The organism is Brevundimonas sp., assembly GCF_036677305.1.
In the GTDB taxonomy this organism is placed as follows: Bacteria; Pseudomonadota; Alphaproteobacteria; order Caulobacterales; family Caulobacteraceae; genus Brevundimonas.
In genome coordinates, this window is record NZ_JAKFEB010000163.1 from 1 (window position 1) to 23829 (window position 23829).

24 protein-coding genes are annotated in these 23829 nt (G+C 67.4%); all 24 read left to right on the forward strand.

Features of this window, described 5'->3' with window-relative positions:
* On the forward strand, positions 1 to 336 hold a 336-nt coding region (locus V6M42_RS09135), incomplete at its 5' end, for a hypothetical protein (protein WP_332678280.1).
* Positions 336 to 2381 carry an NADH-quinone oxidoreductase subunit NuoG gene (gene nuoG / locus V6M42_RS09140; protein ID WP_332678281.1) on the forward strand — a complete coding sequence of 682 codons (2046 nt, stop codon included), beginning with the start codon at positions 336 to 338 and terminating at the stop codon, positions 2379 to 2381. The genes V6M42_RS09135 and nuoG, both read left to right, overlap by 1 nt.
* Before the next feature lie 6 nt (positions 2382 to 2387).
* Complete coding sequence (gene nuoH, locus V6M42_RS09145) at positions 2388 to 3452, forward strand: NADH-quinone oxidoreductase subunit NuoH (protein WP_332661012.1); 1065 nt, start codon at positions 2388 to 2390, stop codon at positions 3450 to 3452.
* Positions 3449 to 3673, forward strand: coding sequence for a hypothetical protein (locus V6M42_RS09150; RefSeq protein WP_332678282.1), 225 nt, complete (start codon positions 3449 to 3451; stop codon positions 3671 to 3673). Before nuoH ends, V6M42_RS09150 begins: the two co-directional genes overlap by 4 nt.
* On the forward strand, positions 3673 to 3888 hold the full coding sequence (locus V6M42_RS09155) for a hypothetical protein (RefSeq protein WP_332678283.1): 216 nt from the start codon (positions 3673 to 3675) through the stop codon (positions 3886 to 3888). The genes V6M42_RS09150 and V6M42_RS09155 overlap by 1 nt, the downstream gene beginning before the upstream one ends.
* Positions 3888 to 4379: an NADH-quinone oxidoreductase subunit NuoI gene (gene nuoI, locus V6M42_RS09160; RefSeq protein WP_055829299.1), complete on the forward strand. Its 492-nt coding sequence runs from the start codon at positions 3888 to 3890 to the stop codon at positions 4377 to 4379. Before V6M42_RS09155 ends, nuoI begins: the two co-directional genes overlap by 1 nt.
* 73 nt (positions 4380 to 4452) lie before the next feature.
* Positions 4453 to 5079 carry an NADH-quinone oxidoreductase subunit J gene (locus tag V6M42_RS09165; protein ID WP_332661006.1) on the forward strand — a complete coding sequence of 209 codons (627 nt, stop codon included), beginning with the start codon at positions 4453 to 4455 and terminating at the stop codon, positions 5077 to 5079.
* The gene (nuoK, locus tag V6M42_RS09170; RefSeq protein ID WP_055829307.1) at positions 5079 to 5387 is read left to right on the forward strand and encodes an NADH-quinone oxidoreductase subunit NuoK; all 309 of its coding nucleotides are present in this window, start codon (positions 5079 to 5081) and stop codon (positions 5385 to 5387) included. The genes V6M42_RS09165 and nuoK overlap by 1 nt, the downstream gene beginning before the upstream one ends.
* Positions 5388 to 5389: 2 nt before the next feature.
* Complete coding sequence (nuoL, locus tag V6M42_RS09175) at positions 5390 to 7483, forward strand: NADH-quinone oxidoreductase subunit L (protein WP_332661002.1); 2094 nt, start codon at positions 5390 to 5392, stop codon at positions 7481 to 7483.
* 11 nt (positions 7484 to 7494) lie between these two features.
* On the forward strand, positions 7495 to 8973 hold the full coding sequence (locus V6M42_RS09180) for an NADH-quinone oxidoreductase subunit M (protein WP_332678290.1): 1479 nt from the start codon (positions 7495 to 7497) through the stop codon (positions 8971 to 8973).
* Positions 8974 to 8980: 7 nt separating this feature from the next.
* Positions 8981 to 10426, forward strand: a complete 1446-nt coding sequence (gene nuoN / locus V6M42_RS09185; protein ID WP_332661000.1) for an NADH-quinone oxidoreductase subunit NuoN — start codon at positions 8981 to 8983, stop codon at positions 10424 to 10426.
* Positions 10427 to 10432: 6 nt separating this feature from the next.
* Entirely contained in the window at positions 10433 to 11182 is a 750-nt protein-coding gene (locus tag V6M42_RS09190; protein WP_332678284.1) for a biotin--[acetyl-CoA-carboxylase] ligase, read from the forward strand.
* Positions 11182 to 11961, forward strand: a complete 780-nt coding sequence (locus V6M42_RS09195; RefSeq protein WP_332678285.1) for a type III pantothenate kinase — start codon at positions 11182 to 11184, stop codon at positions 11959 to 11961. Before V6M42_RS09190 ends, V6M42_RS09195 begins: the two co-directional genes overlap by 1 nt.
* Entirely contained in the window at positions 11958 to 13631 is a 1674-nt protein-coding gene (locus V6M42_RS09200) for a ribonuclease J (RefSeq protein ID WP_332678286.1), read from the forward strand. Before V6M42_RS09195 ends, V6M42_RS09200 begins: the two co-directional genes overlap by 4 nt.
* A gap of 218 nt (positions 13632 to 13849) precedes the next feature.
* The gene (pyrH, locus tag V6M42_RS09205; protein ID WP_332660993.1) at positions 13850 to 14590 is read left to right on the forward strand and encodes a UMP kinase; all 741 of its coding nucleotides are present in this window, start codon (positions 13850 to 13852) and stop codon (positions 14588 to 14590) included.
* Positions 14591 to 14625: 35 nt separating this feature from the next.
* The gene (gene frr, locus V6M42_RS09210) at positions 14626 to 15183 is read left to right on the forward strand and encodes a ribosome recycling factor (protein ID WP_332660991.1); all 558 of its coding nucleotides are present in this window, start codon (positions 14626 to 14628) and stop codon (positions 15181 to 15183) included.
* 29 nt (positions 15184 to 15212) lie between these two features.
* Positions 15213 to 15977, forward strand: a complete 765-nt coding sequence (gene uppS / locus V6M42_RS09215; RefSeq protein WP_332678287.1) for a polyprenyl diphosphate synthase — start codon at positions 15213 to 15215, stop codon at positions 15975 to 15977.
* Positions 15977 to 16792 (forward strand): phosphatidate cytidylyltransferase, encoded by an 816-nt coding sequence (locus tag V6M42_RS09220; protein WP_332660989.1) that lies wholly within the window; start codon positions 15977 to 15979, stop codon positions 16790 to 16792. Before uppS ends, V6M42_RS09220 begins: the two co-directional genes overlap by 1 nt.
* A complete protein-coding gene (dxr, locus tag V6M42_RS09225; protein ID WP_332660987.1) occupies positions 16789 to 17985 on the forward strand; it encodes a 1-deoxy-D-xylulose-5-phosphate reductoisomerase in 1197 nt (398 codons plus the stop codon). The genes V6M42_RS09220 and dxr overlap by 4 nt, the downstream gene beginning before the upstream one ends.
* Before the next feature lie 23 nt (positions 17986 to 18008).
* Positions 18009 to 19223, forward strand: coding sequence for a M50 family metallopeptidase (locus tag V6M42_RS09230; RefSeq protein ID WP_332660985.1), 1215 nt, complete (start codon positions 18009 to 18011; stop codon positions 19221 to 19223).
* Positions 19224 to 19255: 32 nt separating this feature from the next.
* Entirely contained in the window at positions 19256 to 21688 is a 2433-nt protein-coding gene (bamA, locus tag V6M42_RS09235; protein ID WP_332660984.1) for an outer membrane protein assembly factor BamA, read from the forward strand.
* 34 nt (positions 21689 to 21722) lie between these two features.
* Complete coding sequence (locus V6M42_RS09240; RefSeq protein ID WP_332660982.1) at positions 21723 to 22304, forward strand: OmpH family outer membrane protein; 582 nt, start codon at positions 21723 to 21725, stop codon at positions 22302 to 22304.
* Between the two features lie 7 nt (positions 22305 to 22311).
* Positions 22312 to 23316, forward strand: coding sequence for a UDP-3-O-(3-hydroxymyristoyl)glucosamine N-acyltransferase (gene lpxD, locus V6M42_RS09245; RefSeq protein ID WP_332678288.1), 1005 nt, complete (start codon positions 22312 to 22314; stop codon positions 23314 to 23316).
* Between the two features lie 26 nt (positions 23317 to 23342).
* A complete protein-coding gene (gene fabZ, locus V6M42_RS09250) occupies positions 23343 to 23810 on the forward strand; it encodes a 3-hydroxyacyl-ACP dehydratase FabZ (RefSeq protein ID WP_332678289.1) in 468 nt (155 codons plus the stop codon).
* Positions 23811 to 23829: the final 19 nt, after the last annotated feature.

The following is a 23829-nucleotide window of genomic DNA, read 5'->3' on the forward strand; positions in this document are numbered from 1 at the left end:
CGGGTGTGCAAGGCCGGTCTGGCCGCGATCCACGGACAGGACCTGTCGGCCATCGAGATCGACGGGCTGGAAGGCCAGGTCGTCAACGCCTCCTGGCGCGCGCCGGTCGACGGCGGACGCCGCCGGGCCCAGTGCCGCGTCGAGGACGACCTGATCACCTGGAAGCCCGTGGACGCGACGAACGCCGAACAGGACCGCTGGATGAACCAGTCCGCCGATCCCGTGACGCGCTACATGCTACATGGCGACGACAAGATCATGATTAGTACAAAGCTCCCGGATGGGACGACCGCCACGGAGACGTATTCCGTGCCGGCTGAGCAAGAGGCCCGCTGATGCCCGTCGCCAAGGTCAACGGCGTAGAAACCGAGTTCGAGCCCGGCATGACCGTGCTGCAGGTCGCCGAGCGCGCCGGGCACGAGATTCCGCGCTTCTGCTATCACGAGCGGCTGTCGATCGCCGGCAACTGCCGCATGTGCCTGGTCGAGGTGAAGCCCGGACCGCCGAAGCCGCAGGCCAGCTGCGCCCTGCCGGCCGCCGAGGGCCAGGAGATCTTCACCGACACGCCGATGGTCAAGAAGGCGCGCGAAGGGGTGATGGAGTTCCTGCTCATCAACCACCCGCTGGACTGCCCGATCTGCGACCAGGGCGGCGAATGCGACCTGCAGGACCAGTCGGTCGGCTATGGCCGCGACGGCTCGCGCTACGCCGAGAACAAGCGCGCGGTCGAAGAAAAGAACATGGGCCCGACCGTGAAGACGTTCATGACGCGGTGCATCCAGTGCACGCGTTGCGTCCGCTTCATCACCGAGGTCGCCGGCGTGCCGGACATCGGCATGATCTCGCGCGGCGAGGACGCCGAGATCACCACCTATCTCGAGAAGAACATCGACAGCGAACTGTCGGGCAACGTCAACGACCTGTGCCCCGTCGGCGCCCTGACCCACCGGCCGTGGCAGTACCACTACCGCCCGTGGGAGCTGAAGAAGACCGAGACCATCGACGTCATGGACGCCCTGGGCTCGAACATCCGCGCCGATTCCAAGGGCGCCGAGGTGATGCGCATCCTGCCGCGCGTGAATGAGGGCATCAACGAGGAGTGGCTGTCGGACGTCAGCCGCTACGCCGTCGACGGCCTGCAGCGCCAGCGGCTGGACCAGCCCTATGTGCGCGAGAACGGCAAGCTGCGCGCCGCCTCGTGGGACGAGGCGCTGAACGTTGTCGCCGACAAGCTGAAGGCGGCCGCGGCCGACCGGATCGGCGTCATCGCCGGCGATCTGCAGGACGCGGAATCGATGAAGGCGGCGCTGGACCTGTTCCGCGCCCTGGGCTCGGCCAACACCGACTGCCGTCAGGACGGATCGGCGCTGGGCTACGGCCCGCGCGAGAGCTGGCTGTTCAACTCGGGTCTGGCCGGGGTCGAGAACACCGACGCGGTTCTGGTGATCGGCGCCAATCCGCGCACCGAGGCGCCGCTGCTGAACGCCCGTCTGCGCAAGACCTGGCTGGCCGGCAAGGCCGAGATCGGGCTGATCGGCGAACAGGCCGATTTGACCTATGAATACAGCTATCTGGGCGCGGGTTCGAAGACGCTGTCGAAGCTTCCCAAGGCGGCGATGGACGCCCTGACCAGGGCCGAACGGCCGGCGATCATCGTCGGCGGCAGCGCCCTGACGGGCGCGAATGGACCGGCGGTTCTGAACGCCGTGGGCGCGCTGGCGAAGAAGATCGGCGCGGTCGTCGACGGCTGGAACGGGTTCAACGTCCTGCACAGCGCCGCCTCGCGCGTCGCCGGTCTGGACATGGGCTTCGTGCCGGCGAACGGCGGCAAGACCGCGGGCGAGATGCTGAAGCCCGGCGTGCTGGACGTCCTGTTCCTGCTGGGCGCCGACGAGGTCGATCCGACGGGGTCGGACGCCTTCCGCGTCTATCTGGGCAGCCACGGCGACCGCGGGGCGCACGGCGCCGACGTGATCCTGCCGGGCGCGGCCTATACCGAGAAGTCGGGCCTGTACGTCAACACCGAGGGCCGGGTGCAGATGGCCGAACGCGTCGTCTTCCCCAAGGGGCAGGCCAAGGAAGACTGGGCCATCCTGCGGGCGCTGTCGGCGCGCGTGGGCCAGACCCTGCCTTACGACACCCTGGACGCGCTGCGCACGAAGCTGATGGCCGATCATCCGACCTTCGGCCGCATCGACTACCTGGCCCCGGCCGCGTCGTTCGACGTGGGTTCGCTGGGCAGGAAGGGCGACCTCGGCGACGTCGCCTTCGCGTCGTCGGTTCGCGACCCCTATCTGAACAACCCGATCACGCGCGCCAGCGTGACCATGGCCGAGCTGTCCGCCCTGCGGATCGCCCCGGTCGCCATGGCGGCGGAGTAAGGCCCGATGGATTTCTGGACCACCCCGCTCGGCTGGACCCTCGCCACCATCGGCGGGATTCTGCTCGTCACCGTCGGCATCCTGATCTCGCTGGCCTTCCTGCTGCTGGCCGACCGGAAGATCTGGGCCGGCGTGCAGATGCGCAAAGGCCCGAACGTCGTGGGCCCGTTCGGCCTGCTGCAGTCGTTCGCCGACTTCTTCAAATTCGTGCTCAAGGAAATCATCGTGCCGGCGGGCGCCGACAAGGTGGTCTTCCTGCTGGCGCCGCTGCTGACCTTCATCCTCGCCTTCATCGCCTGGGCGGCCATTCCGTTCGCGCCGGGCTGGGTCATCTCGGACCTGAACGTCGGCATCCTGTACATCTTCGCCATCAGCTCGCTGGGCGTGTACGGCATCATCATGGGCGGCTGGGCTTCGAACTCGAAGTATCCGTTCCTCGGCTCGCTGCGGTCGGCGGCGCAGATGGTGTCCTATGAGGTCTCCATCGGTCTGGTGATCATCAACGTCATCCTGCTGGCCGGCACGATGAACCTGACCTCGATCGTCGAGCAGCAGCAGGGCATGTTCTGGAACTGGTTCGCCTTCGGCGGCGGGGCCGGGACCTGGCCGACCATCGTGGTGATGATCCCGATGGCGGTGATCTTCTTCGTCTCGGCCCTGGCCGAGACCAACCGCCCGCCGTTCGACCTGCCCGAGGCCGAGTCGGAACTGGTGGCCGGCTATCAGGTCGAATATTCCTCGACCCCGTACCTGCTGTTCATGATCGGCGAATACGCCAACATCGTCTTCATGTGCGCCATGATCAGCCTGCTGTTCTTCGGCGGCTGGAACCCGGGCGTGCCGCAGGACTGGCTGGACAGCCTGCCGGGCTGGCTGGAGCAGGCCATCTATCTGGTCACCTTCCTGGGCAAGATCGTCGTCGCCTTCTTCTTCATCGCCCTGGTGAAGGCCTTCGTGCCCCGCTACCGCTACGACCAGCTGATGCGTCTGGGCTGGAAGATCTTCCTGCCGACCTCGCTGGTCTGCGTGGTCGTCGTCGCCGCCTGGCGCGTATTCGCGGTGGGCGCATGATCCGCATCCTCGTCCTTTCCGGCGTGATGCTGACGGCCCTGGCCGCCGGCGGCTGCGCCCTGCGTTACGACCGCGCGGAAGAGACGACGAGCGTCGGTTCGCTGGACCGCGCCGAGCGCGCGCGCGCCGAGGCCGCACGGATGCACCCGGAGTGCCGCGACGAACGAACCGACCGCGACCGTCAGCCGGAAGGCTGCGAAACCGTGGTGAGGAAGAACTGATGATCCGCACCCTGATCCTCGTCCTGGCCGCCGCGACTCTCTCGGCCTGCACCATCCCGACCTATGAGGCCGATCCCGTGTCGGCCCATCAGTGGGAACAGCGTCAGGAACGGATCCAGCAGCAGGAGGCCGAGCGCCTGCGCCGCTGCGAAACCATGGACAAGCAGAGCGAACGCTACGCCCGCGAGTGCGTACGCCCCGGAGCCAGCCAGTAATGTTGAACCGTCTCGTCCAGGCCGCGAAGGGCGCGCTTCTGATCGACGCCATCGGCGCGATCGGCCTGTCGTTCAAATACATGGCCCGCCCCAAGGCCACGGTGAACTATCCGTTCGAGCGCAATCCGCAGTCGCCGCGCTTCCGCGGCGAACACGCCCTGCGCCGCTATGCGAACGGCGAGGAACGCTGCATCGCCTGCAAGCTGTGCGAGGCCATCTGCCCGGCACAGGCCATCACCATCGAGTCCGAGCCGCGCGCCGACGGCAGCCGCCGCACGACCCGCTACGACATCGACATGGTCAAATGCATCTACTGCGGCCTGTGCCAGGAGGCCTGCCCGGTGGACGCCATCGTGGAAGGTCCGAACTCGGAGTTCACGACCGAGACCCGCGAGGAACTGCTCTACGACAAGGACCGGCTGCTCGCCAACGGCGACCGCTGGGAACGGCTGATCGCCAAAAATCTGGAACTCGACGCGCCTTACCGTTAAGGCGCAGACGCTCACCGGGCCGTGATTCCAGAAGGGATCGCCGCCCACAGTCCGAAAGGGGCGAAGGCCTCCGATGTTGCAAGGCATTGCCTTCTATCTGCTGGCCGCGGTGGCCGTGCTGGGCGGCCTGATGGTCGTGACGGCGAAGAACCCCGTGCACAGCGTGCTGTGGCTGATCCTGGCCTTCTTCTCGTCGGCCGGACTGTTCGTCCTGCTGGGCGCGGAGTTCCTGGCCATGCTGCTGGTCGTCGTCTACGTCGGCGCGGTGGCGGTGCTGTTCCTGTTCGTCGTCATGATGCTGGACGTCGACTTCGTTAAGCTGCGCGAGGGCTATGCCCGGTATCTGCCGTTGGCCATGATCGTGGCGGGGATCCTGCTGGCCGAGATGATCATCATCTCGCTGACGGTCGTGAGCGGCGGCGCGGCGGCGGACAACGCCGGGCTGGTCGCGGCGACGCCCGACATGTCCAATGTCGAGAGCATCGGGCGCGTTCTGTACACGGACTATGTCTACATCTTCCAGGCGGCCGGGATCGTGCTGCTGATCGCCATGATCGGGGCTATCGTCCTGACCCTGCGCCACAAGCCCAACATCAAGCGCCAGAACGTCGCCCGCCAGGTCGGCCGCGACGCGAAGACGGCGATGGAAGTGAAGTCCGTCGAGACCGGCGCCGGCATCTCGTCCGAGGATCTGCTCTGATGGAAATCACCCTGCAGCACTATCTGGCGGTCGCCGCCATCCTGTTCACGATCGGCGTGTTCGGCATCTTCGTGAACCGCAAGAACGTCATCATCATCCTGATGTCGATCGAGCTGATCCTGCTGGCCGTGAACATCAATTTCGTCGCCTTCTCGGCCTATCTCAACGACGTGCAGGGGCAGATCATGGCCATGTTCGTCCTGACCGTGGCGGCCGCCGAGGCCGCCGTGGGTCTGGCCATCCTGGTGACCTTCTTCCGCAACCGCGGCGACATCGCGGTTGACGACGCCAGCGTGATGAAGGGCTGACCGTGAACCTCGAGACCCTCGTCACTCTCGGCGTCTTCGCCCCGCTTCTCGGCGCGGCCATCGTCGGCCTGTCGGGCCGCCGGCTCGGCGACCTGATTTCCAAGTCCGTCACCACGGGCCTGCTGTTCTTCTCGTGCGCGGTCGCCTGGATCGTGTTCAGCCAGTGGATCTGGGGAGGCCTCGAGGCCTTCACCGTCGAGCTGTTCCCCTTCATCAACGTCGGCGACTTCCAGTCGGTCTGGTCGATCCGCGTGGACGCCCTGTCGGCCACCATGCTGGTGGTGGTGACGACGGTGTCGTCGCTCGTCCACCTCTACAGCTGGGGCTATATGTCGGAGGATCCCGACAAGCCGCGCTTCTTCGCCTATCTGTCGCTGTTCACCTTCGCCATGCTGGCGCTGGTCACCGCCGCCGACCTCATGCAGCTGTTCTTCGGCTGGGAAGGGGTGGGGCTGGCGTCCTATCTGCTGATCGGCTTCTGGTACAAGAAGGCCACCGCCAGCGCCGCCGCCATCAAGGCCTTCGTGGTCAACCGCGTCGGCGACTTCGGCTTCGTGCTGGGCATCTGCACCGTCTTCTGGATGTTCGGCACGATCGAGTTCGCCGAGCTGTTCCCGATGATCGCCTCGAAGGCGGGCACGGGCTGGGAGTTCCTGGGCCACACCTGGTCCGCGATCGATCTGGCGGCCTTCCTGCTGTTCGTCGGCGCCATGGGCAAGTCGGCCCAGTTCTTCCTGCACACCTGGCTGCCGGACGCCATGGAAGGCCCGACGCCCGTGTCGGCCCTGATCCACGCGGCGACCATGGTCACCGCCGGCGTCTATATGGTCTGCCTGCTGAGCCCGATCTTCGAATATGCGCCGGTCGCCTCGGGCATCGTCGCCCTGGTCGGCGCGATCACGGCCCTGTTCGCCGCCACCGTCGGTCTGGCCCAGAACGACATCAAGCGGGTCATCGCCTATTCGACCTGTTCGCAGCTGGGCTACATGTTCTTCGCGGCGGGCGTCGGCGCCTACCAGGCCGCCATGTTCCACCTGTTCACCCACGCCTTCTTCAAGGCCCTGCTGTTCCTCGGCGCCGGCTCGGTCATCCACGGGATGCACCACGAGCAGGACATGCGGAAGATGGGCGGGCTGTGGAAGCTGCTGCCGGTCACCTATGCGGTGATGACCATCGGCACCATCGCCATCACCGGCCTGGGCATCCCCGGCGTCGGCGGTTTCGCGGGCTTCTATTCCAAGGACTCGATCATCGAGAGCGCCTTCGCCTCGTTCGCCAACGGCCATAGCGCCATGGGGCTGTTCGCCTTCCTGGTCGGCATCCTGGCCGCGGGCCTGACGGCCTACTATTCGTGGCGGCTGGTGTTCATGACCTTCCACAACAAGCCGGTGTGGAAGGATGCGCATCACGACGATCACGCGCACGACCACGCCCATGACGACCACGCCTCGCACGCCCAGCTGGAGACGCACTCCGAGCCCATCGGCGATGATCACGCCGACGATGGGCACGGCCACCACGGCCCGCTGCATCCGCACGAGAGCCCGTGGGTGATGCTGGTTCCGTTGCTGCTGCTGTCGGTCGGCGCGATCGCGGCGGGTCTTGTCTTCGCCCCTTACTTCATCGGACACGGCGAGCACGAATTCTGGCGCGGGGCCATCTTCACCGGCGCGGACAACCACGTCCTGCACGAGAGCCACGACGTCCCGACCTGGGTGAAGTGGTCGCCTCTGGTCCTGACGCTGATCGGCACCTTCGTCGCCTTCTGGCTCTATGTCCTGAAGGAAGGCATGGCGCGGCGCATGGCCGACCGGGGCGGGGTCATCCACGGCTTCCTCTACAACAAATGGTATTTCGACGAGCTGTATGACGCCGTGTTCGTGAAGGGCGCCAAGGCGGTCGGCGATCTGTTCTGGAAGGTCGGCGACGTGAAGATCATCGACGGGCTGGGCCCGAACGGCGCGGCCTGGGCCTCGCTGAAATCCGCGGCCCGACTGGCGAAAATCCAGTCCGGCTATGTCTATCACTATGCGTTCGTGATGCTGCTCGGCGTGGCCGGTTTCCTCGCCTTCGCCATCTATGCGTGGGGAGCCTGATCTTGCCCCAGATCCCCTACATCCTCAGCGTCGTCACCTTCCTGCCGCTGGTCGGCGCGGGACTGATCCTGCTGGCGCGCCTGCTCAACAAGGGCTCGGCCGACAGCGCCGCGCGCTGGATCGCGCTGGCGACCACGGTCGTGGCGCTGGCCGTCTCGGCGGTGCTGGTCGCGAGCTTCGATCCGTCGAGCGCCGCCTACCAGTTCACCGAACGCTATGAGTGGTTCGCGGGCGCCCAGTATTTCATGGGCGTGGACGGGATCTCGATCCTGTTCGTCCTGCTGACGGCCTTCCTGATGCCGCTGTGCATCATCGCCAGCTGGAAGACGATCACCGACCGCGTGGTCGACTACATGATCGCCTTCCTGGTGCTGGAGACGCTGGTCATCGGGGTGTTCACCTCGCTGGACCTGTTCCTGTTCTACATCTTCTTCGAAGGCACCCTGGTGCCGATGTTCATCATCATCGGCGTGTGGGGCGGGGCGAACCGGATCTACGCCGCCTACAAATTCTTCCTCTACACCCTGCTGGGGTCCGTCCTGATGCTGCTGGCCATGCTGTGGATGGCGCACGAGGCGGGGACCACCAGCATTCCGGCCCTGAAGGAGTACGCCTTCAGCCCGACCGTCCAGCCGCTGCTGTGGCTGGCCTTCTTCGCGAGCTTCGCGGTCAAGATGCCGATGTGGCCGGTCCACACCTGGCTTCCCGACGCCCACGTGCAGGCCCCGACGGCGGGCTCGGTCATCCTGGCCGGCATCCTGCTGAAGCTGGGGGGCTACGGCTTCCTGCTGTTCAACCTGCCCATGTTCCCGGATGCGTCGAAGATGTTCGCGCCGCTGGTGTTCGTGCTGTCGGCCATCGCCATCGTCTACACCTCGCTGGTCGCCTTCCGGCAGACGGACATCAAGAAGCTGATCGCCTATTCATCGGTCGCCCACATGGGTTTCGTCACCATGGGCATCTTCGCCGGCAACGCCCTGGGCGTGCAGGGCGCCGTCTTCCAGATGCTGAGCCACGGCCTGATCTCGGGCGCGCTCTTCCTCTGCGTCGGCGTGGTCTATGACCGGATGCACACCCGCGAGATCGCCTTCTACGGCGGTCTGACCAGCCGGATGCCGTGGTTCGCGGCGATCTTCCTCATGTTCACCATGGCCAACGTCGGCCTGCCGGGCACCTCGGGCTTCATCGGCGAGGTGCTGACCATGGTCGGCATCTACCAGGTGTCGACCTGGACGGCGCTGTTCGCGGCGTCGGGCGTCATCTTCTCGGCGGTCTACGCCCTGACGCTGTACCGCAACGTCATGTTCGGCGAGATCACCAACCCGGCGCTGAAGACCATCACCGACATCGACAAGCGCGAGCTGCTGATCTTCGCGCCGCTGATCATCGGCACCCTCTGGCTGGGCGTGCAGCCCGGCCTGGTGCTGGATTACACCGCCGCCTCGGTCGAGGCCCTGACTTCCGCCTATCAACTTGCGATCGGCGGGTGAGACCATGATGCCTGATCTTGATCTAGCGCTTCGCCTTTCCGCCCCCGAGAGCACGCTCGCCGTCGGCGGTCTGGTGCTGCTGATGCTCGGCGCCTTCATGGGCGACAGGAGCGCGAAGCTGGTTTCGGCGCTGTCCGTGGCCCTGCTGGTCGCGGCCACGGCCGTGACGGTGACCGGTCCGCTGGGGCAGGCCTTCAACGGCGCCTATGTGGCCGATCCGCTGGCCGTCTACGGCAAGGCCGTGATCTTCCTGTCGAGCGCGGTCGCCATCATCCTGGGCAACGGCTGGATGCACCGGACGAAGATCGCCCGGTTCGAATATCCGATCCTGATCGTGCTGGCCTCGGCCGGCATGGGGATGATGGCGTCGTCGGGCGACCTGATCAGCCTCTACATCGGCATCGAGCTGCATTCGCTGGCCCTGTATGTGCTGGCCGCCTACCACCGTGACGACCTGAAGGCGTCCGAGGCGGGGCTGAAGTATTTCGTGCTGGGCGCCCTGTCGTCGGGCCTGCTGCTGTACGGCGCCAGCCTGATCTACGGCTTCGCCGGCTCGATGCGGTTCGACGAGATCGCCGCCTACGCCGCGACCAATCCATCGACGGGCCTGGTCTTCGGCCTGGTGTTCCTGATCTGCGGCCTGGCCTTCAAGGTCTCGGCGGCGCCGTTCCACATGTGGACGCCCGACGTCTATGAGGGCGCGCCGACGCCGGTTGTGGCCCTGTTCGCCACGGCCCCCAAGGTGGCGGCCATGGTGCTGATCGCCCGGACGCTGGAAGGCGCCTTCGCCGGGTCGCATGACCAGTGGGCGCAGGTGCTGATCCTGATCTCGCTGATCTCGTTCGCCGTCGGTTCGTTCGGCGGTCTGGCCCAGAAGGATATCCAGCGACTGCTGGCCTATTCGTCGATCGCCAACATCGGCTACGCCCTGCTGGGCATCGCCGCGGGCACGACCCTGGGCATCCAGGCCATGCTGCTGTTCATGACCCTGTACGTCATCGACCAGTTCGGCTTCTTCGCCATCCTGCTGTCGCTGTCGCGCGGCGGACGTCCGATCCGGAAAATCGCCGACCTCGCCGGTCTGCGGAAGGACAAGCCGGTGACGACCATCGCCCTGACGGTGCTGTCGCTGTCGGTGCTGGGCATGCCGCCGTTCTCGGGTTTCTGGGGCAAGTTCTATGTCTTCGGCGCGGCCGCCGAGGCGGGCTACTGGATGGCGGGCGCCGCCGGTCTGGTGGCCTCGGTCGTGGCGGGCTTCTACTACCTGCGGATCATCAAGCTGATGTGGTTCGACAAGGCGCCGGAAGGGGTTGAGCCGACCGACAAGTCGCCGATCGAGGCGAAGACGATCGCCTGGGCCGCCGCGGCCTTCAGCTTCCCGCTGGTGATCGTCGGTCTGACCTGGCTCGAGCCGCTGGCCCGCGCCGCCGCTGTCGGATTCGGAGCCGGATAGGGCGCGATGCCCGCCGCTCCGATCCTGCTGCTCGAGGAAACCGACTCCACCAATGCGGACGCCCGCCGCCGCGCCGAGGCCGGCGAGACGGGTCCGCTATGGATCGTCGCGCGCCGCCAGACGGGGGGGCGGGGACGCAGGGGGCGCAATTGGGAAAGCGAAGGGGGAAATCTGTTTTCCACCCTGCTGCAATTGACCCGGAAGGCGCCGGCTGAAGCCGCGCAGGTGACGTTCGTGGCGGCGCTGGCGATCGCCGACCTGCTGGATGCCTATGCGCCGCCGTCGCTGGTGACGATCAAATGGCCCAATGATGTGATGCTGGCGGGCGAGAAGGCCTCGGGCGTGCTGGTCGAGTCCGGGGCGCACGAGACCGGCGGCCTGTGGCTGGCGGTCGGGATCGGGGTCAATCTGGCCCATGCGCCCGACGGGACCGAGCGGCCGGCGACGGCGCTGGCCCATCATCTGCGCGGCGACGTGCTGGCGCCGCCGACGGTCGAGGCGGCCGCGGCGATACTGGCGGACGCCTTTGCAGTCTGGATGGATCGGTGGGAGACGCTGGGCTTCCAGCCGATCCTCGACGCCTGGCAGGCGCGGACGCCGGGGCTGGATGGGCCCGCCGTGGCGCGGCTGGGGCGAGAGACCGTCGAGGGCCGGGTCGAGGGCGTGGCGCCGGACGGGGCGCTGAAACTGAGACTGGCGGACGGTTCGCTGAGGCTGATCTCGGCCGGCGACGTCTTCTTCGGGGAGGCCGCGTAATGCTTCTGGCGATCGAGCAGGGCAACACCAACACGCTGTTCGCGGTGCATGACGGCGGCGAATGGGTCGCCCAGTGGCGCACCGCGACCCACGCCAACCGCACGGCCGATGAATATGCGGTCTGGCTGAGCCAGTTGCTGGCCATGCGCGGACTGGCGATCGGCCAGCTGGACGGCTGCATCATCTCCAGCGTGGTGCCGCAGTCGATCTTCAACCTGCGCAACCTGTCGCGGCGCTATCTGTCGGTCGAGCCGCTGGTGATCGGAGAGAACGTCGACCTGGGCATGACGGCGCGGATCACCAAGCCGAGCGAGGCGGGGGCGGACCGGCTGGTCAACGCCATCGGCGCGCACATGGTCTATCCCGGCGACCTGATCATCATCGACAGCGGCACGGCCACGACCTTCGACGTGGTGGCCGCCGACGGGGCCTTTGAAGGCGGCGTGATCGCGCCCGGCATCAACCTGTCGCTGCAGGCCTTGCACGAGGCCGCCGCAATGTTGCCCCGCATCGCCATCCAGAAGCCCGACAAGGTGATCGGCAAGGACACGGTCTCCAACATGCAATCGGGCGTCTTCTGGGGCTATGTCGCCCTGATCGAGGGCCTGGTCGCGCGCATCAAGGCGGAGTGGGGCAAGCCCATGACCGTCATCGGCACCGGCGGCGTCGCTTCGCTGTTTGAAGGGGCCACCCCATCCATCGACCGGTTCGATCCGGACCTGACTATCCGCGGCCTGCTCGAAATCTGGCGGCGGAACACCCATCTCAAGGACGTATGAAAAAGCAAACCAACGACGAGTTCGTCTTCCTGCCGCTGGGCGGGTCCGGCGAAATCGGTATGAATCTGAACCTCTACGGCTACGGCCCCGAGGCGAACCGCGAGTGGATCGTGGTCGACGTGGGCGTGACCTTCGGCGACCTGTCCACGCCCGGCGTCGACGTGATCGTGCCCGATCCGTCCTTCCTCGAGGGCGAGACGATCCGCGGCATCGTCCTGACCCATGCGCACGAGGACCATATCGGCGCCCTCGGCTGGCTGTGGAGCCGGATGAAGGCGCCGCTGTACGCCACGCCCTTCACCGCCTTCCTGATCCGCGAGAAGCTGCGCGAGGCCGGCATCCTGGACCAGGTCAAACTGATCGAGGTGCCGCTGGGCGGGACGATCAACCTGGGCAAGTTCGACGTCACCTTCGTCACCATGACCCACTCGATCGCCGAGCCGAACGGCCTGGCGATCAAGACGCCGCTGGGCACGGTGCTGCACACCGGCGACTGGAAGATCGACGACGATCCCATCGTCGGCGAGGTCACCGACGCCGGCGCCATCACCCGTCTGGGCGACGAGGGCGTCCTGGCCATGGTGTGCGATTCCACCAATGTCTTCGTCGAGGGATCGGCGGGGTCCGAAGGCGGGGTGCGCGACGCCCTGACCGAGCTGATCGGCGGGCTGAAGGGCCGGATCGCGGTCGGCTGTTTCGCCTCCAACGTGGCGCGGATGGACAGCGTGATCCGGGCCGCCGAAGCGGCCGGGCGGCGCGTATCGCTGGCGGGGCGGTCGATGCACCGCATCACCTCGGCGGCCAAGCACGTCGGCATGCTGAACGACATCAAGCCGTTCCTGTCGGACGAGGAGGCCCGCGTCTGGCCGGCGGACCAGATCCTGTATCTGTGCACCGGCAGCCAGGGCGAGGCGAGGGCGGCCCTGTCGCGCGTCGCCGAGGGGACCCACCCCTACATCAAGCTGAGCAAGGGCGATCACTGCATCTTCTCGTCGCGGGTCATCCCCGGCAACGAGCTGTCGATCGGCCGGCTGCAGGACAAGCTGACCGACCGCGGCGTGCGCCTGTACACCGAGAAGGACCACCCCGGCATCCACGTGTCCGGCCACCCGTGCCGCGAGGAACTGCGCCAGATGTACGCCTGGGCGCGGCCGAAGATCGCCGTCCCGACCCACGGCATGCGCCGCCATCTGGCCGAGCACGCCAATCTGGCGAAGGACGTGGGTGTCCCGGAGACCGTCACCCCGCGCAACGGCGACATGGTGCGTCTGGCCCCCGGACCCGCGGCCATCATCGACGAGGTCCCCAGCGGCCGTCTGTACGTCGACGGCGGGCGTCTGGTCACCGAACAGGGCGAGGCCCTGCACGAGCGGCGTCACGCCTCGACCAACGGGGTGCTGATCGTCAGCTTCGCCATGGACAAGCGCGGCAAGATCGTCAGCGACATCGACGTGCGGGCCATCGGCCTGCCGGGCGATGCGGAATCGCCGCTGGGCGACGCCCTCGACGATCTGGCGGAACGGGCCGAGCAGGCCGTGCTGAAGCTGAAGGGCGCGGCGTTGGAAGACGAAATGGTCATCGAACAGGCCGTCTCCCGGGCGCTGAAGAAGGCCAGCCAGCAGATCTGGGACCGCCGGCCGATCGTCGAGACGATCATCCTGCGGATGTAGCTCTCACCCATCGTCACCCTCGGGCTTGACCCGAGGGTCAGACGTTGGGGCGAGCGCGGTGATGGCGGACGGCCCGAAGGCGGCGGGCCGTCGCATCGACCAAGCACCAGATGGTCTGGTCCTCGGGTCAAGCCCGAGGATGACGGAGTTGGTGTAGGCCTTTGAACACTGAGGCGGCGTCCGTATAAGGAGCCGAATCCGCCGCCAGGACCGCCCCCATGCCCGACGCCCCCTCAGAGTTCCGTTACAAGCGCGTCCTGCTGAAGGTGTCGGGCGAGGTCCTGATGGGCGACCAGGGCTACGGCATCGACCAGAAGACCGTCGCCACGGTCGCCAAGGCCGTGGCCGACGTGGCCCGCGAGGGCGTCGAGATCTGCCTCGTCATCGGCGGCGGCAACATCTTCCGCGGACTGAGCAAGGCCGCCGGCGACATGGAGCGGGCCACCGCCGACTATATGGGCATGCTGGCCACGGTCATGAACGCCCTGGCCATGCAGGCCGCGCTCGAGAAGATCGGCGTCCAGACGCGGGTGCAGAGCGCCCTGACCATGAACGCCGTGGCCGAGCCCTATGTGCGCCGCCGGGCGCTGCGCCATCTCGAAAAGGGCCGGGTGGTGATCTTCGCCGCCGGCGTCGGCGCGCCCTTCTTCACCACCGACTCGGGCGCCGCGCTGCGGGCCGCCGAGATGGGCTGCGACGCCCTTCTGAAGGGCACCAGCGTGGACGGCGTCTATACGGCCGATCCCAAGAAGGACCCGACCGCCACCCGCTACGAGACCCTGACCTACCACGACGTGCTGGCGAAGGACCTGAAGGTCATGGACGCCTCGGCGATCGCCCTGATGCGTGACTCGGGCATTCCGATCGTGGTCTTCTCGATCCGGGAAGACAATTCGCTGCGCCGGACGTTGACGGGGGAGGGGACCTTTACGGTCATCTCTTCCGGCAAGACCGCCTGAGCCGCCAAAGCCAAGAAAACGCGAGAGAAACGACCATGGCCAAGCCTGACCTGAAAACCTACCGCGAGCGCATGGACAAGTCCGTCGCCGCCCTGAAGGAAGAGTTCAACGGCCTGCGCACGGGCCGGGCCAACGCGGGCCTGCTGGATCCGGTGCGGGTCGAAGCCTACGGCTCTGCCGCGCCGCTGAACTCGGTCGCCGCCATCAGCGTGCCCGAGCCGCGCATGATCTCGGTCAGCGTCTGGGACAAGTCGATGGTGGGGCCGGTCGAGAAGGCCATCCGCGCCGCCGGCCTGGGCCTGAACCCGATCGTCGACGGCACCATGCTGCGCATCCCGGTGCCGCCGCTGACCGAGGAACGCCGCAAGGATCTGGCCAAGCTGGCCGGGCGCTATACCGAGCAGCAGAAGATCGCCGTCCGCAACGTGCGCCGCGACGCCAACGAGGATCTCAAGAAGGCCGAGAAGGCCGGCGAGATCAGCCAGGACGAGCAGAAGAAGATGGAAGCCGAGGTCCAGAAGGACACGGATGCGGCCATCAAACGCATCGACGAGGCCTTGAGGGCCAAGGAAGTCGAGATCATGCAGGTTTGATGACGCGTTTTGCCGTAGGATAGGCGTCCATGCTCTCCAAGCCCCTTCATCCCGCCACGCCGACTGACGGGCCGCGCCACGTCGCCCTGATCATGGACGGCAACGGTCGGTGGGCCGAGGCGCGTGGTCTGCCCCGCGCCATGGGACATCGCGAGGGGGTGCAGGCCCTGAAGCGGACGGTTGAGGCCGCGCCGGCCCTGGGCATCAACTGCCTGACCGTTTTCGGCTTCTCGACAGAGAACTGGAGCCGTCCGGCCGACGAGGTTTCGGATCTGATGGGGCTGGTCCGCACCTATGTCGCCAGCGACCTGAAACGGCTGGAGCGCGAAGGCGTGAAGGTGCGGATCCTCGGCCGTCGCCCGGGCCTGCCTGCGGACATCGTCGCCATTATCGAGCGGGCCGAGGCGCAGACGGCGCACAATGAAAAATTCACTCTCCAGGTCGCCTTCAACTACGGCGGCCGGGCCGACATCGTCGACGCGGCGCAACGCCATGTGGACCGGGTGCTGGCCGGCGAGGCGACGGGACCGCTGGACGAGAAGACGCTGGAGGCGGGCCTGTCCACGGCGGGCGCTCCGCCCGTGGACGTGATCGTGCGCACCTCGGGCGAGCAGCGGCTGTCGAACTTCCTGCTCTGGGAAGCCGCCTACGCCGAACTGGTCTATCAGAACGTGCTCTGGCCCGATTACGGCCACGACGCCCTGGCGGACGTGGTCGAGCAATACCGCAACCGGGACCGACGGTTCGGCGGACGGGCCACGCCGGGGGCGGCGCCCGCGCTCGCAGCCGTCTGATGGCGTTCAAGGCGGGCGACATAGGTCTCAGGGCCGCCTCGGCCGTCGTGCTGGCTCCCGCCGCCGTCCTGGCCATCTGGGCCGGCGGCCTGTGGTTCCTGGCCCTGATGCTGATGGCCTGCGCCCTGCTGGCCGTCGAATGGGCCACGATGAGCGCGGCGAAGGCCTGGCGGGTCATGGCCGGCGCCGTGGCCTTCGGACTGGTGGCCGGCGTCGTCGCCGCCCACGCCCAGCAGCTGTCGCTGGCTCTGGTCATGCTGGTCTTCGGGGCCGTGGCGGCGGGCCTGTTCGCGCGCAACCGGGGACAGGAGGCGCTGGATGCGGCCTATGGGGTCCTCTACCTCGGCTGGCCGGCGGTGCTGCTGATCTGGCTGCGTGACGTGGACAGCCCCTCGGGCCTGGCCTGGACGGTCTCGGCCTTCGCCATCGCCTGGGCGTCGGACATCATGGCCTATCTGGTCGGCAGTCTGGTCGGCGGGCCCAAGCTGTGGCCCCGCTTCTCGCCCAACAAGACCTGGTCCGGATTTATCGGCGGGCTGGCGGCCGGCACGGGCGCGGGCGCCCTGCTGGCGACCTTCCTCGACATGGGAATCAATCCGGCCTGGGGCGCCCTGCTGGGTCTGGCGGCGGCGCTGGCCACCATGGCCGGCGATCTGTGGGAATCGGCGCTCAAACGCCGGTATGGCGTCAAGGACGCGGGCAAGCTGATCCCCGGCCACGGCGGCCTGCTGGACCGGGTCGACGGGCTCATGTTCGCCGTGGTGGTGGTGGCCTGCGGGCGACTGCTGGTCGGGCTGTTCGGAGGCGGAGCGTGATCCGGCGGCGCGTCACCGTCCTGGGGTCGACCGGATCGGTCGGCTGTTCGACGCTGGACCTGATGGATCAGGTCGAGACGGCCGGAACGGGCGCTTTCGAGGTGGCGGCCCTGACCGGCGGCGCGAATATCGCGCGGCTGGCCGAACAGGCGCGACGCTGGAAGCCCGCGATCGCGGTGACCGCCGATCCGACCCGGCTGCAGGAGCTTCGCGACGCGCTGGCGGGCACGGGCATTGAAACCGCGGCCGGCGACCAGGCGATCATCGAGGCCGCGACCCGACCGGCGGACTGGATCATGGCGGCCATCGTCGGCGCGGCGGGGCTGCGCTCGGCCTGGGCGGCGGCGTCGACGGGCGCGACCCTGGCGCTGGCCAACAAGGAGAGTCTGGTCTGTTGCGGGCCGGCGCTGCTGCAGCGGGTCGCGCGGTCCGGCGGGCGGCTGATCCCGGTCGATTCCGAACATTCCGCCATCCATCAGGTCTTCCCGCACGAAGCCCCCGAACGGGTGGCGAAGCTGGTGCTGACGGCGTCGGGCGGGCCGTTCCGCACCCTGCCGCGCGAAAGCCTGGGCGCGATCACGCCCGAACAGGCGGTGGCGCATCCCAACTGGAGCATGGGGGCCAAGATTTCCGTCGACAGCGCCACCATGGCCAACAAGGGGCTGGAGGCGATCGAGGCGGCCTATCTGTTCGACATGCCGGCCGACCGGATCGAGGTCGTGGTGCACCCGGAATCGATCATTCACAGCATGGTCGAATACGTCGACGGCTCGACCCTGGCCCAGATGGGCCCGCCGGACATGAAGACGCCGATCGCCTACGCCCTGGCCTGGCCGGACCGGATCGCCTGGAAGGCGCCGCGGCTGGATCTGGCGGCGCTGGGCCGGCTGACCTTCCAGGCCCCCGACGACGAGCGGTTCCCGGCGCTGAAGCTGGCCCGTCAGGCGCTGCAGGCCGGCGGCGCGGCCCCGACCGTGTTCAATGCGGCCAATGAGGTGGCCGCGGTGGCCTTCCTTGACCGTAGGCTGGGCTTTCTCAATATTGCCGCAGTCGTCGCCGACACCTTGTCGCGCGTGACGGCCCCGGGGGCGGTTTCCTGTTCGGACGATGCATGCGACGCGGCCCTTGAGGTCGATGCGCAGGCGCGGCGGACGGCGGAATCGATCGTCCGGGGCATCGCAGCGGCAGCCTGACGGCAGAGGGGACCCTTATCGGCATGACGGGCTTTCTCGGCCAGACGCTGCTCTACATCGTGCCCTTCCTGCTGGTGCTGACGTTCATCGTCACCATCCATGAGCTGGGCCATTTCCTCGTCGCGCGCGCCTTCGGCGTGAAGATCGACCGTTTCTCGATCGGCTTCGGCAAGACCATCGTCGCCCGGACCGACAGGCGCGGCACGGAATGGCGGCTGGCCTGGCTGCCGCTGGGCGGATACGTGAAATTCGCCGGGGACCTGGACGCCTCCAGCGTGCCGGACCAGGCCGGTCTGGCCGAGCTGAAGCAGCGGGTCGTCGCCGAGGGCGGCGCCGGGGCCGAGCGCGACTATTTCCATTTCAAGCCGATCTGGCAGCGGGCGCTGATCGTGGCCGCCGGGCCGGCCGCCAACTTCCTGCTGGCGATGGTGCTGTTCACCGTCCTGTTCAGCGTCGTGGGCGAGCAGATCGTCGCCCCGCGCGTGGCCCGGGTGTCGCCCGGCACGCCCGCGGCGGAGGCCGGCTTCCAGCCGCGCGACCTGATCCTCGCCGTGAACGGCCAGCCGGTGCTGGAAGGCGCCGAGGTCACACGCATCGTCATCATGAGCGCCGGCGACCCGCTTCGCTTCACCGTCGATCGCGGCGGCCGGCAGGTGTTCCTGACCGCCACGCCCGAGCGCCGCGTCGAGGACGACGAACTGGCCGGACGCGTGCGGATCGCCCGGATCGGGCTGGAGATGTCTCCGCTGGCCCAGGACTTCAAATACCGCCGGCTGAATCCGCTGGAAGCCGCCGGCAAGGGCGTGGACACCATCGGCGACACGGTGGCGACGACCGGCACCTACATCGGCCGCATCTTCACCGGCAAGGAATCGGGCGACCTGCTGAACGGTCCGCTGGGAATCGCCAAGGCCGCGGGCGGGGTCACCCGTCAGGCGGTGGCGGCGAATCCCGACCCCGTGTGGATGGCCGCGAACCTCGCCCTGACGTTTCTTCAGTTCGCCGCCATAGTTTCGATCGGAATTGGCATTGTTAATCTGCTGCCGATTCCGGTTCTGGATGGGGGCCACCTGCTGTTCTACGGCTATGAAGCTGTGGCCCGCAGGCCAGTCCCCGCCCGCGTTCAGGAGGTCGGCTATCGCGTCGGTCTTGCTTTGCTGGCGGGATTGATGTTGTTCGCCACCTGGAACGACTTGCAAAAGCTGAGCCTGTTCAAATTCCTCGGCGGGCTCGCATGACGAGCCGACGCCAGCCCCCGATGGTCCCCCGCATGATCCGACAAGACGCGTCCGTCCTTTATTTCGCCCGGCGCCTGAGCCCGAGCCTGCTGGCCCTTGCGGTCGCCGCGGGTCTGGCGGGCCCCACGCTGGCCCAGACGGCCGCTCCGGCCCAGCAGCCGGCCGCCCAGCCCGTCGAGGCCGCCCCGGCGCCCCAGGCGGCGGCCCCGGTCCAGCCCGAACGAATCCTGATCAACCGGATCCTCGTGCGCGGCAACCAGCGCATCGACCAGACCACGGTGCTCTCCTATCTGCCCATTCAGCCGGGCGACACGGTCGACCCGTCGGTGCTGGACGTCGCCGTTCGCACCCTGACGCGCACCCAGCTGTTCGCCGACGTGCAACTGGGCGTGCAGCCCAACGGCGACCTGGTCGTCGAGATCGTCGAGAACCCGATCATCAACCAGGTGGTGTTCGAGGGGAACGGCGCGCTCAGCGAGGACAAGCTGACCGAGGAAGTCACCCTGAAGCCGCGCGGCATCTACACCCGCGCCCGCATCCAGGAAGACGTCGGCAAGATCGTCGAACTGTACCGCCTGTCGGGCCGCATCTCGGCGACCGTCACGCCCAAGATCGTCCAGCTGGAACAGAACCGCGTCGACGTGGTGTTCGAGATCGACGAGGGCCCGGAAACCGGCGTCCGCTCCATCACCTTCCTGGGCAATACCGCGTTTTCGGACAGCGATCTGCGCGGCGTGATGGTGACGCAGGAATCGGCCTGGTACCGGCTGTTCACGACCAACGACAACTACGATCCGAACCGTCTGGACTACGACCGGGAACAGCTGCGGAAATTCTACACCAACCGCGGCTATTACGATTTCCGCGTCCTGTCGGCGATCTCCGAACTGGCCCCCGACGACGGCGCCTTCGGCATCACCCTCACCGTGGACGAGGGCGACAGATATAATTTCGGCACGGTCGATGTCGTCACCGAGAACGACCGGCTGAACCCCGACTTCCTCAAGATGCTGCTGCCGATCCAGCCGGGCGATCTGTACGAGAGCGACAAGATCGAGACGGCCGTCGACGCCCTGACGTTCGCCGCCGGCTCGGCCGGCTACGCCTTCGTCGAGATTGATCCGACCTATCGCGCCAATCCCGACACCGACACCGTCGACGTGACCTTCAACGTCAAGGAAGGGCAGCGCGTCTACGTCGACCGCATCAACGTCATCGGCAACACCCGCACCCTGGACAACGTCATCCGCCGCGAGATGATGCTGACCGAGGGCGACGCCTTCAACCGCACCCTCCAGGAGCGTTCGCGCAACAACCTGCGGGCCCTGGGCTTCTTCAAGGACGTCACCGTCGAGGAAGCGCGCGGTTCGGCGCCCGACCGCTCGGTCATCAACGTCACGGTCACGGAACAGCCGACCGGCGAGCTTTCGGTCGGCGCCGGCTTCAGCTCGGTCGACTCGTTCGTGGTCAACCTGGGCGTCACGGAGCGGAACTTCCGCGGCCGGGGCCAGAACGTCGTGGCCCGCCTGGAATGGGGTTCGCTGCGCCAGCAGGTCGACTTCCGCTTCACCGAGCCGAAATTCCTGGGCCGTGACCTGCGCGCCGGCTTCGACGCCTTCCACTCGCGCTACGACCTCAGCGAATATTCGTCCTACGACTACCGCTCCACCGGCGGCGGCGTCCGCCTGTCCTATCCGCTGAACGGCTACACGCTGCTGAGCACCCGCTACTTCCTGAAGAGCGACGAGGTCATCGTGCCGCTGGGCTATTGCTCGGCGCTGGGGCAGGGCTCGAACGCCCTGTGCGACCAGGTGGGCTCCTTCCTGAACTCGTCGGCGGGCTACACCCTGCTGGTCGACCGGCGCAACGACCCCGTCCGCCCGACGCGCGGCTGGACCGGCTCGTTCCGTCAGGACTTCGCCGGCATCGGCGGCGACGTGAACTACACCAAGACCGAAGGCGACATCTCGGCCTATTGGGGCATCACGCCCGACTGGATCGTCACGACCACAGCCTCCGCCGGCTATATCTCGGGCTGGGGCGGCGATCCGATCCGCATCAACGACCGCTTCTTCAAGGGCGGCAACAGCTTCCGCGGTTTCGAAACGGCCGGCCTGGGTCCCCGCGACCTGAACACGACCGACGCGCTGGGCGGCAATTTCTACGCCATCGGCACGCTGGAAGTGACCCTGCCGAACTATCTGCCCGAGCAGTACGGCATCAAGACCTCGCTGTTCGCCGACGTGGGTACGTTGGGCGTTCTGGATGACAGGTATACGGTGAATTCGCTGGGCAACCCTGACCCCGGCATCGTTGATGACCTGGAGCTGCGCGCTTCGGCGGGCATCAGCATCCACTGGCGTTCGCCGATGGGCCCGATCCGCTTCGACCTTAGCCAGATCATCGGCAAGGAAGAGTACGACAAGACAGAAACGTTCCGCTTCTCGACTTCAACCCAGTTCTAGGAATGCGGGACCCTGTCCCGCTCAAAGGTTCAAGATGAAACTGTTCGCTATCGGCGCTTTCGCGCTCGCTTCGCTGGCCGCCGGTTCGGCCGCCGCCCAGGCCCAGGCTCCGGCCAACCCCGGCCCGGTGATCCCCGGCGTCTGCGTCTTCCACAATGACCGCATGCTCGCCCAGTCCACCGCGGGCCAGGCCGTCCAGGCCGGCATGCAGCGCCTGGTCACCGAGGTCCAGGGCGAACTCCAGCCCTACGCCGCGGCGATCCAGACCGAGGCCCAGCAGCTGCAGCAGGGCGGCGCCGCCGCCGACCCGCAGGGCACGCGCCGTCAGGCGCTGCAACAGCGCGCCCAGGAGGCCCAGCAGCTGGAGCAGACGCGCCAGCAGGAGCTGCAGTACACCCAGGGCCTGCAGGTGCGCGCCATCGCCCAGGCCGCCGACCCGATCCTGGTCGCCGTCTATCAGGAGCGCGGCTGCGGCCTGCTGCTGGACCGCTCGGCCGTCTACATCTCCAATCCGGCGATGGACATCACCGACGTGGTCATCCAGCGCCTGAACACCGCCCTGCCGACCCTGAGCTTCAACCGGACCCCGGTGCCGGCCCAGGCGCCCGCGCAGTAAGGACGCCATGCCCGATCCGCGCTTCTTCGACAGCCTGCCGGCGCTCAGCGCCGCAGAGCTGGCCGGGCGGATCGGAGGCGAAATGCACAGAGGCGGAGACCGTCAGGTCTCCGCCGTCGCGCCCCTGGCTTCGGCGGGGCCGACCGATGTCGCCTTCCTCGGCGACCGCAAATTCCAGACAGCCCTGACCGAAACCCGCGCCGGCTGCGTGATCGTGCCCGCGAGCGCGGTCGAGTTCGCCCCGGCGGACGCCGCCGTCATCGTGTCCGGCGAGGCCCAGGCCGCTTGGGCGCACGCTTCGGCGCTGTTCCATCGTCCCGTGCCGCTGGACGCCGCCGCCGACCGCAGCGAGGCCGCCGAGGACGCGTCCGTGGTCTTCGAACCCGGGGTGGTGATCGGCAAGGGCGCCCGCGTGGGGCGCGGTTCGCGCATCGGGGCGAATACCGTCATCGGACCCGGCGTCCAGATCGGGCGGGACTGCCACATAGGCTCGAACGTGACCGTGACCTTCGCCCTCGCGGGCGACCGGGTGAAAATCTATTCCGGGGCCCGCATCGGCGAGGCCGGCTTCGGCGCGGCCTGGTCCAGGGCCGGACCGGTCGACATCCCGCAGCTCGGCCGGGTGATCCTTCAGGACGGCGTCACCATCGGGGCCAACTCGTGCGTCGACCGCGGCGCCTATGACGACACGGTCATCGGCGAGAACACCAAGATCGATAATCTGGTCATGATCGGCCACAACTGCGTGATCGGCCGCAACTGCCTTCTGGCCGCCAATACCGGCATTTCGGGCTCCGTGATCGTCGGCGACAATGTCATTTTCGGCGGCAAGGCGGGGATCGGGGACCATATCCGCATCGGCGAGGGCGCCCGCGTGGCGGCCGGAGCCGGGGTGCTGGCGGACATCCCCGCGGGCGAGACCTGGTCGGGCTATCCGGCCAAACCGCTGCGTCAGTTCTTGCGTGAAACGATCTGGCTCGCCAAACAGGCGTCCGGAAAGGCGCGTTCCTAGGCGTCTGCCGCGAGGAAGGCCGCAGGATGAGCAGCGACGGTAAAATCGATTACGCCGAGGTGATGCGGCGCCTGCCCCACCGCTATCCCTTCCTGCTGATCGACAAGGCCGAGGACTTCGTGCCGAACACCTCGATCACGGGCATCAAGAACGTCACCCACAACGAGCCCTATTTCCCGGGCCATTTCCCGATCGACCCGGTCATGCCCGGCGTGATGATCATCGAGGCCATGGCCCAGACCGGCGCCCTGCTGATGTCCAAGTCGATGGACGTCCAGGTCGAGGGCAAGGTGATCATGTTCATGTCCATCGACGGGGTGCGTTTCCGCAAGCCGGCCCGTCCGGGCGACCAGCTGCGCATGAAGGTGGTGGTGACGAAGGTGCGCGGCGACATCTTCAAATTCCGCGGTGAGACCTTCATCGACGGCAAGCTGGCCTCGGAAGCCGACTTCGCGGCCATGATGGTCACGGTCGACAAGCCGGTGGACGCATGAGCCGGATCCACGCCACAGC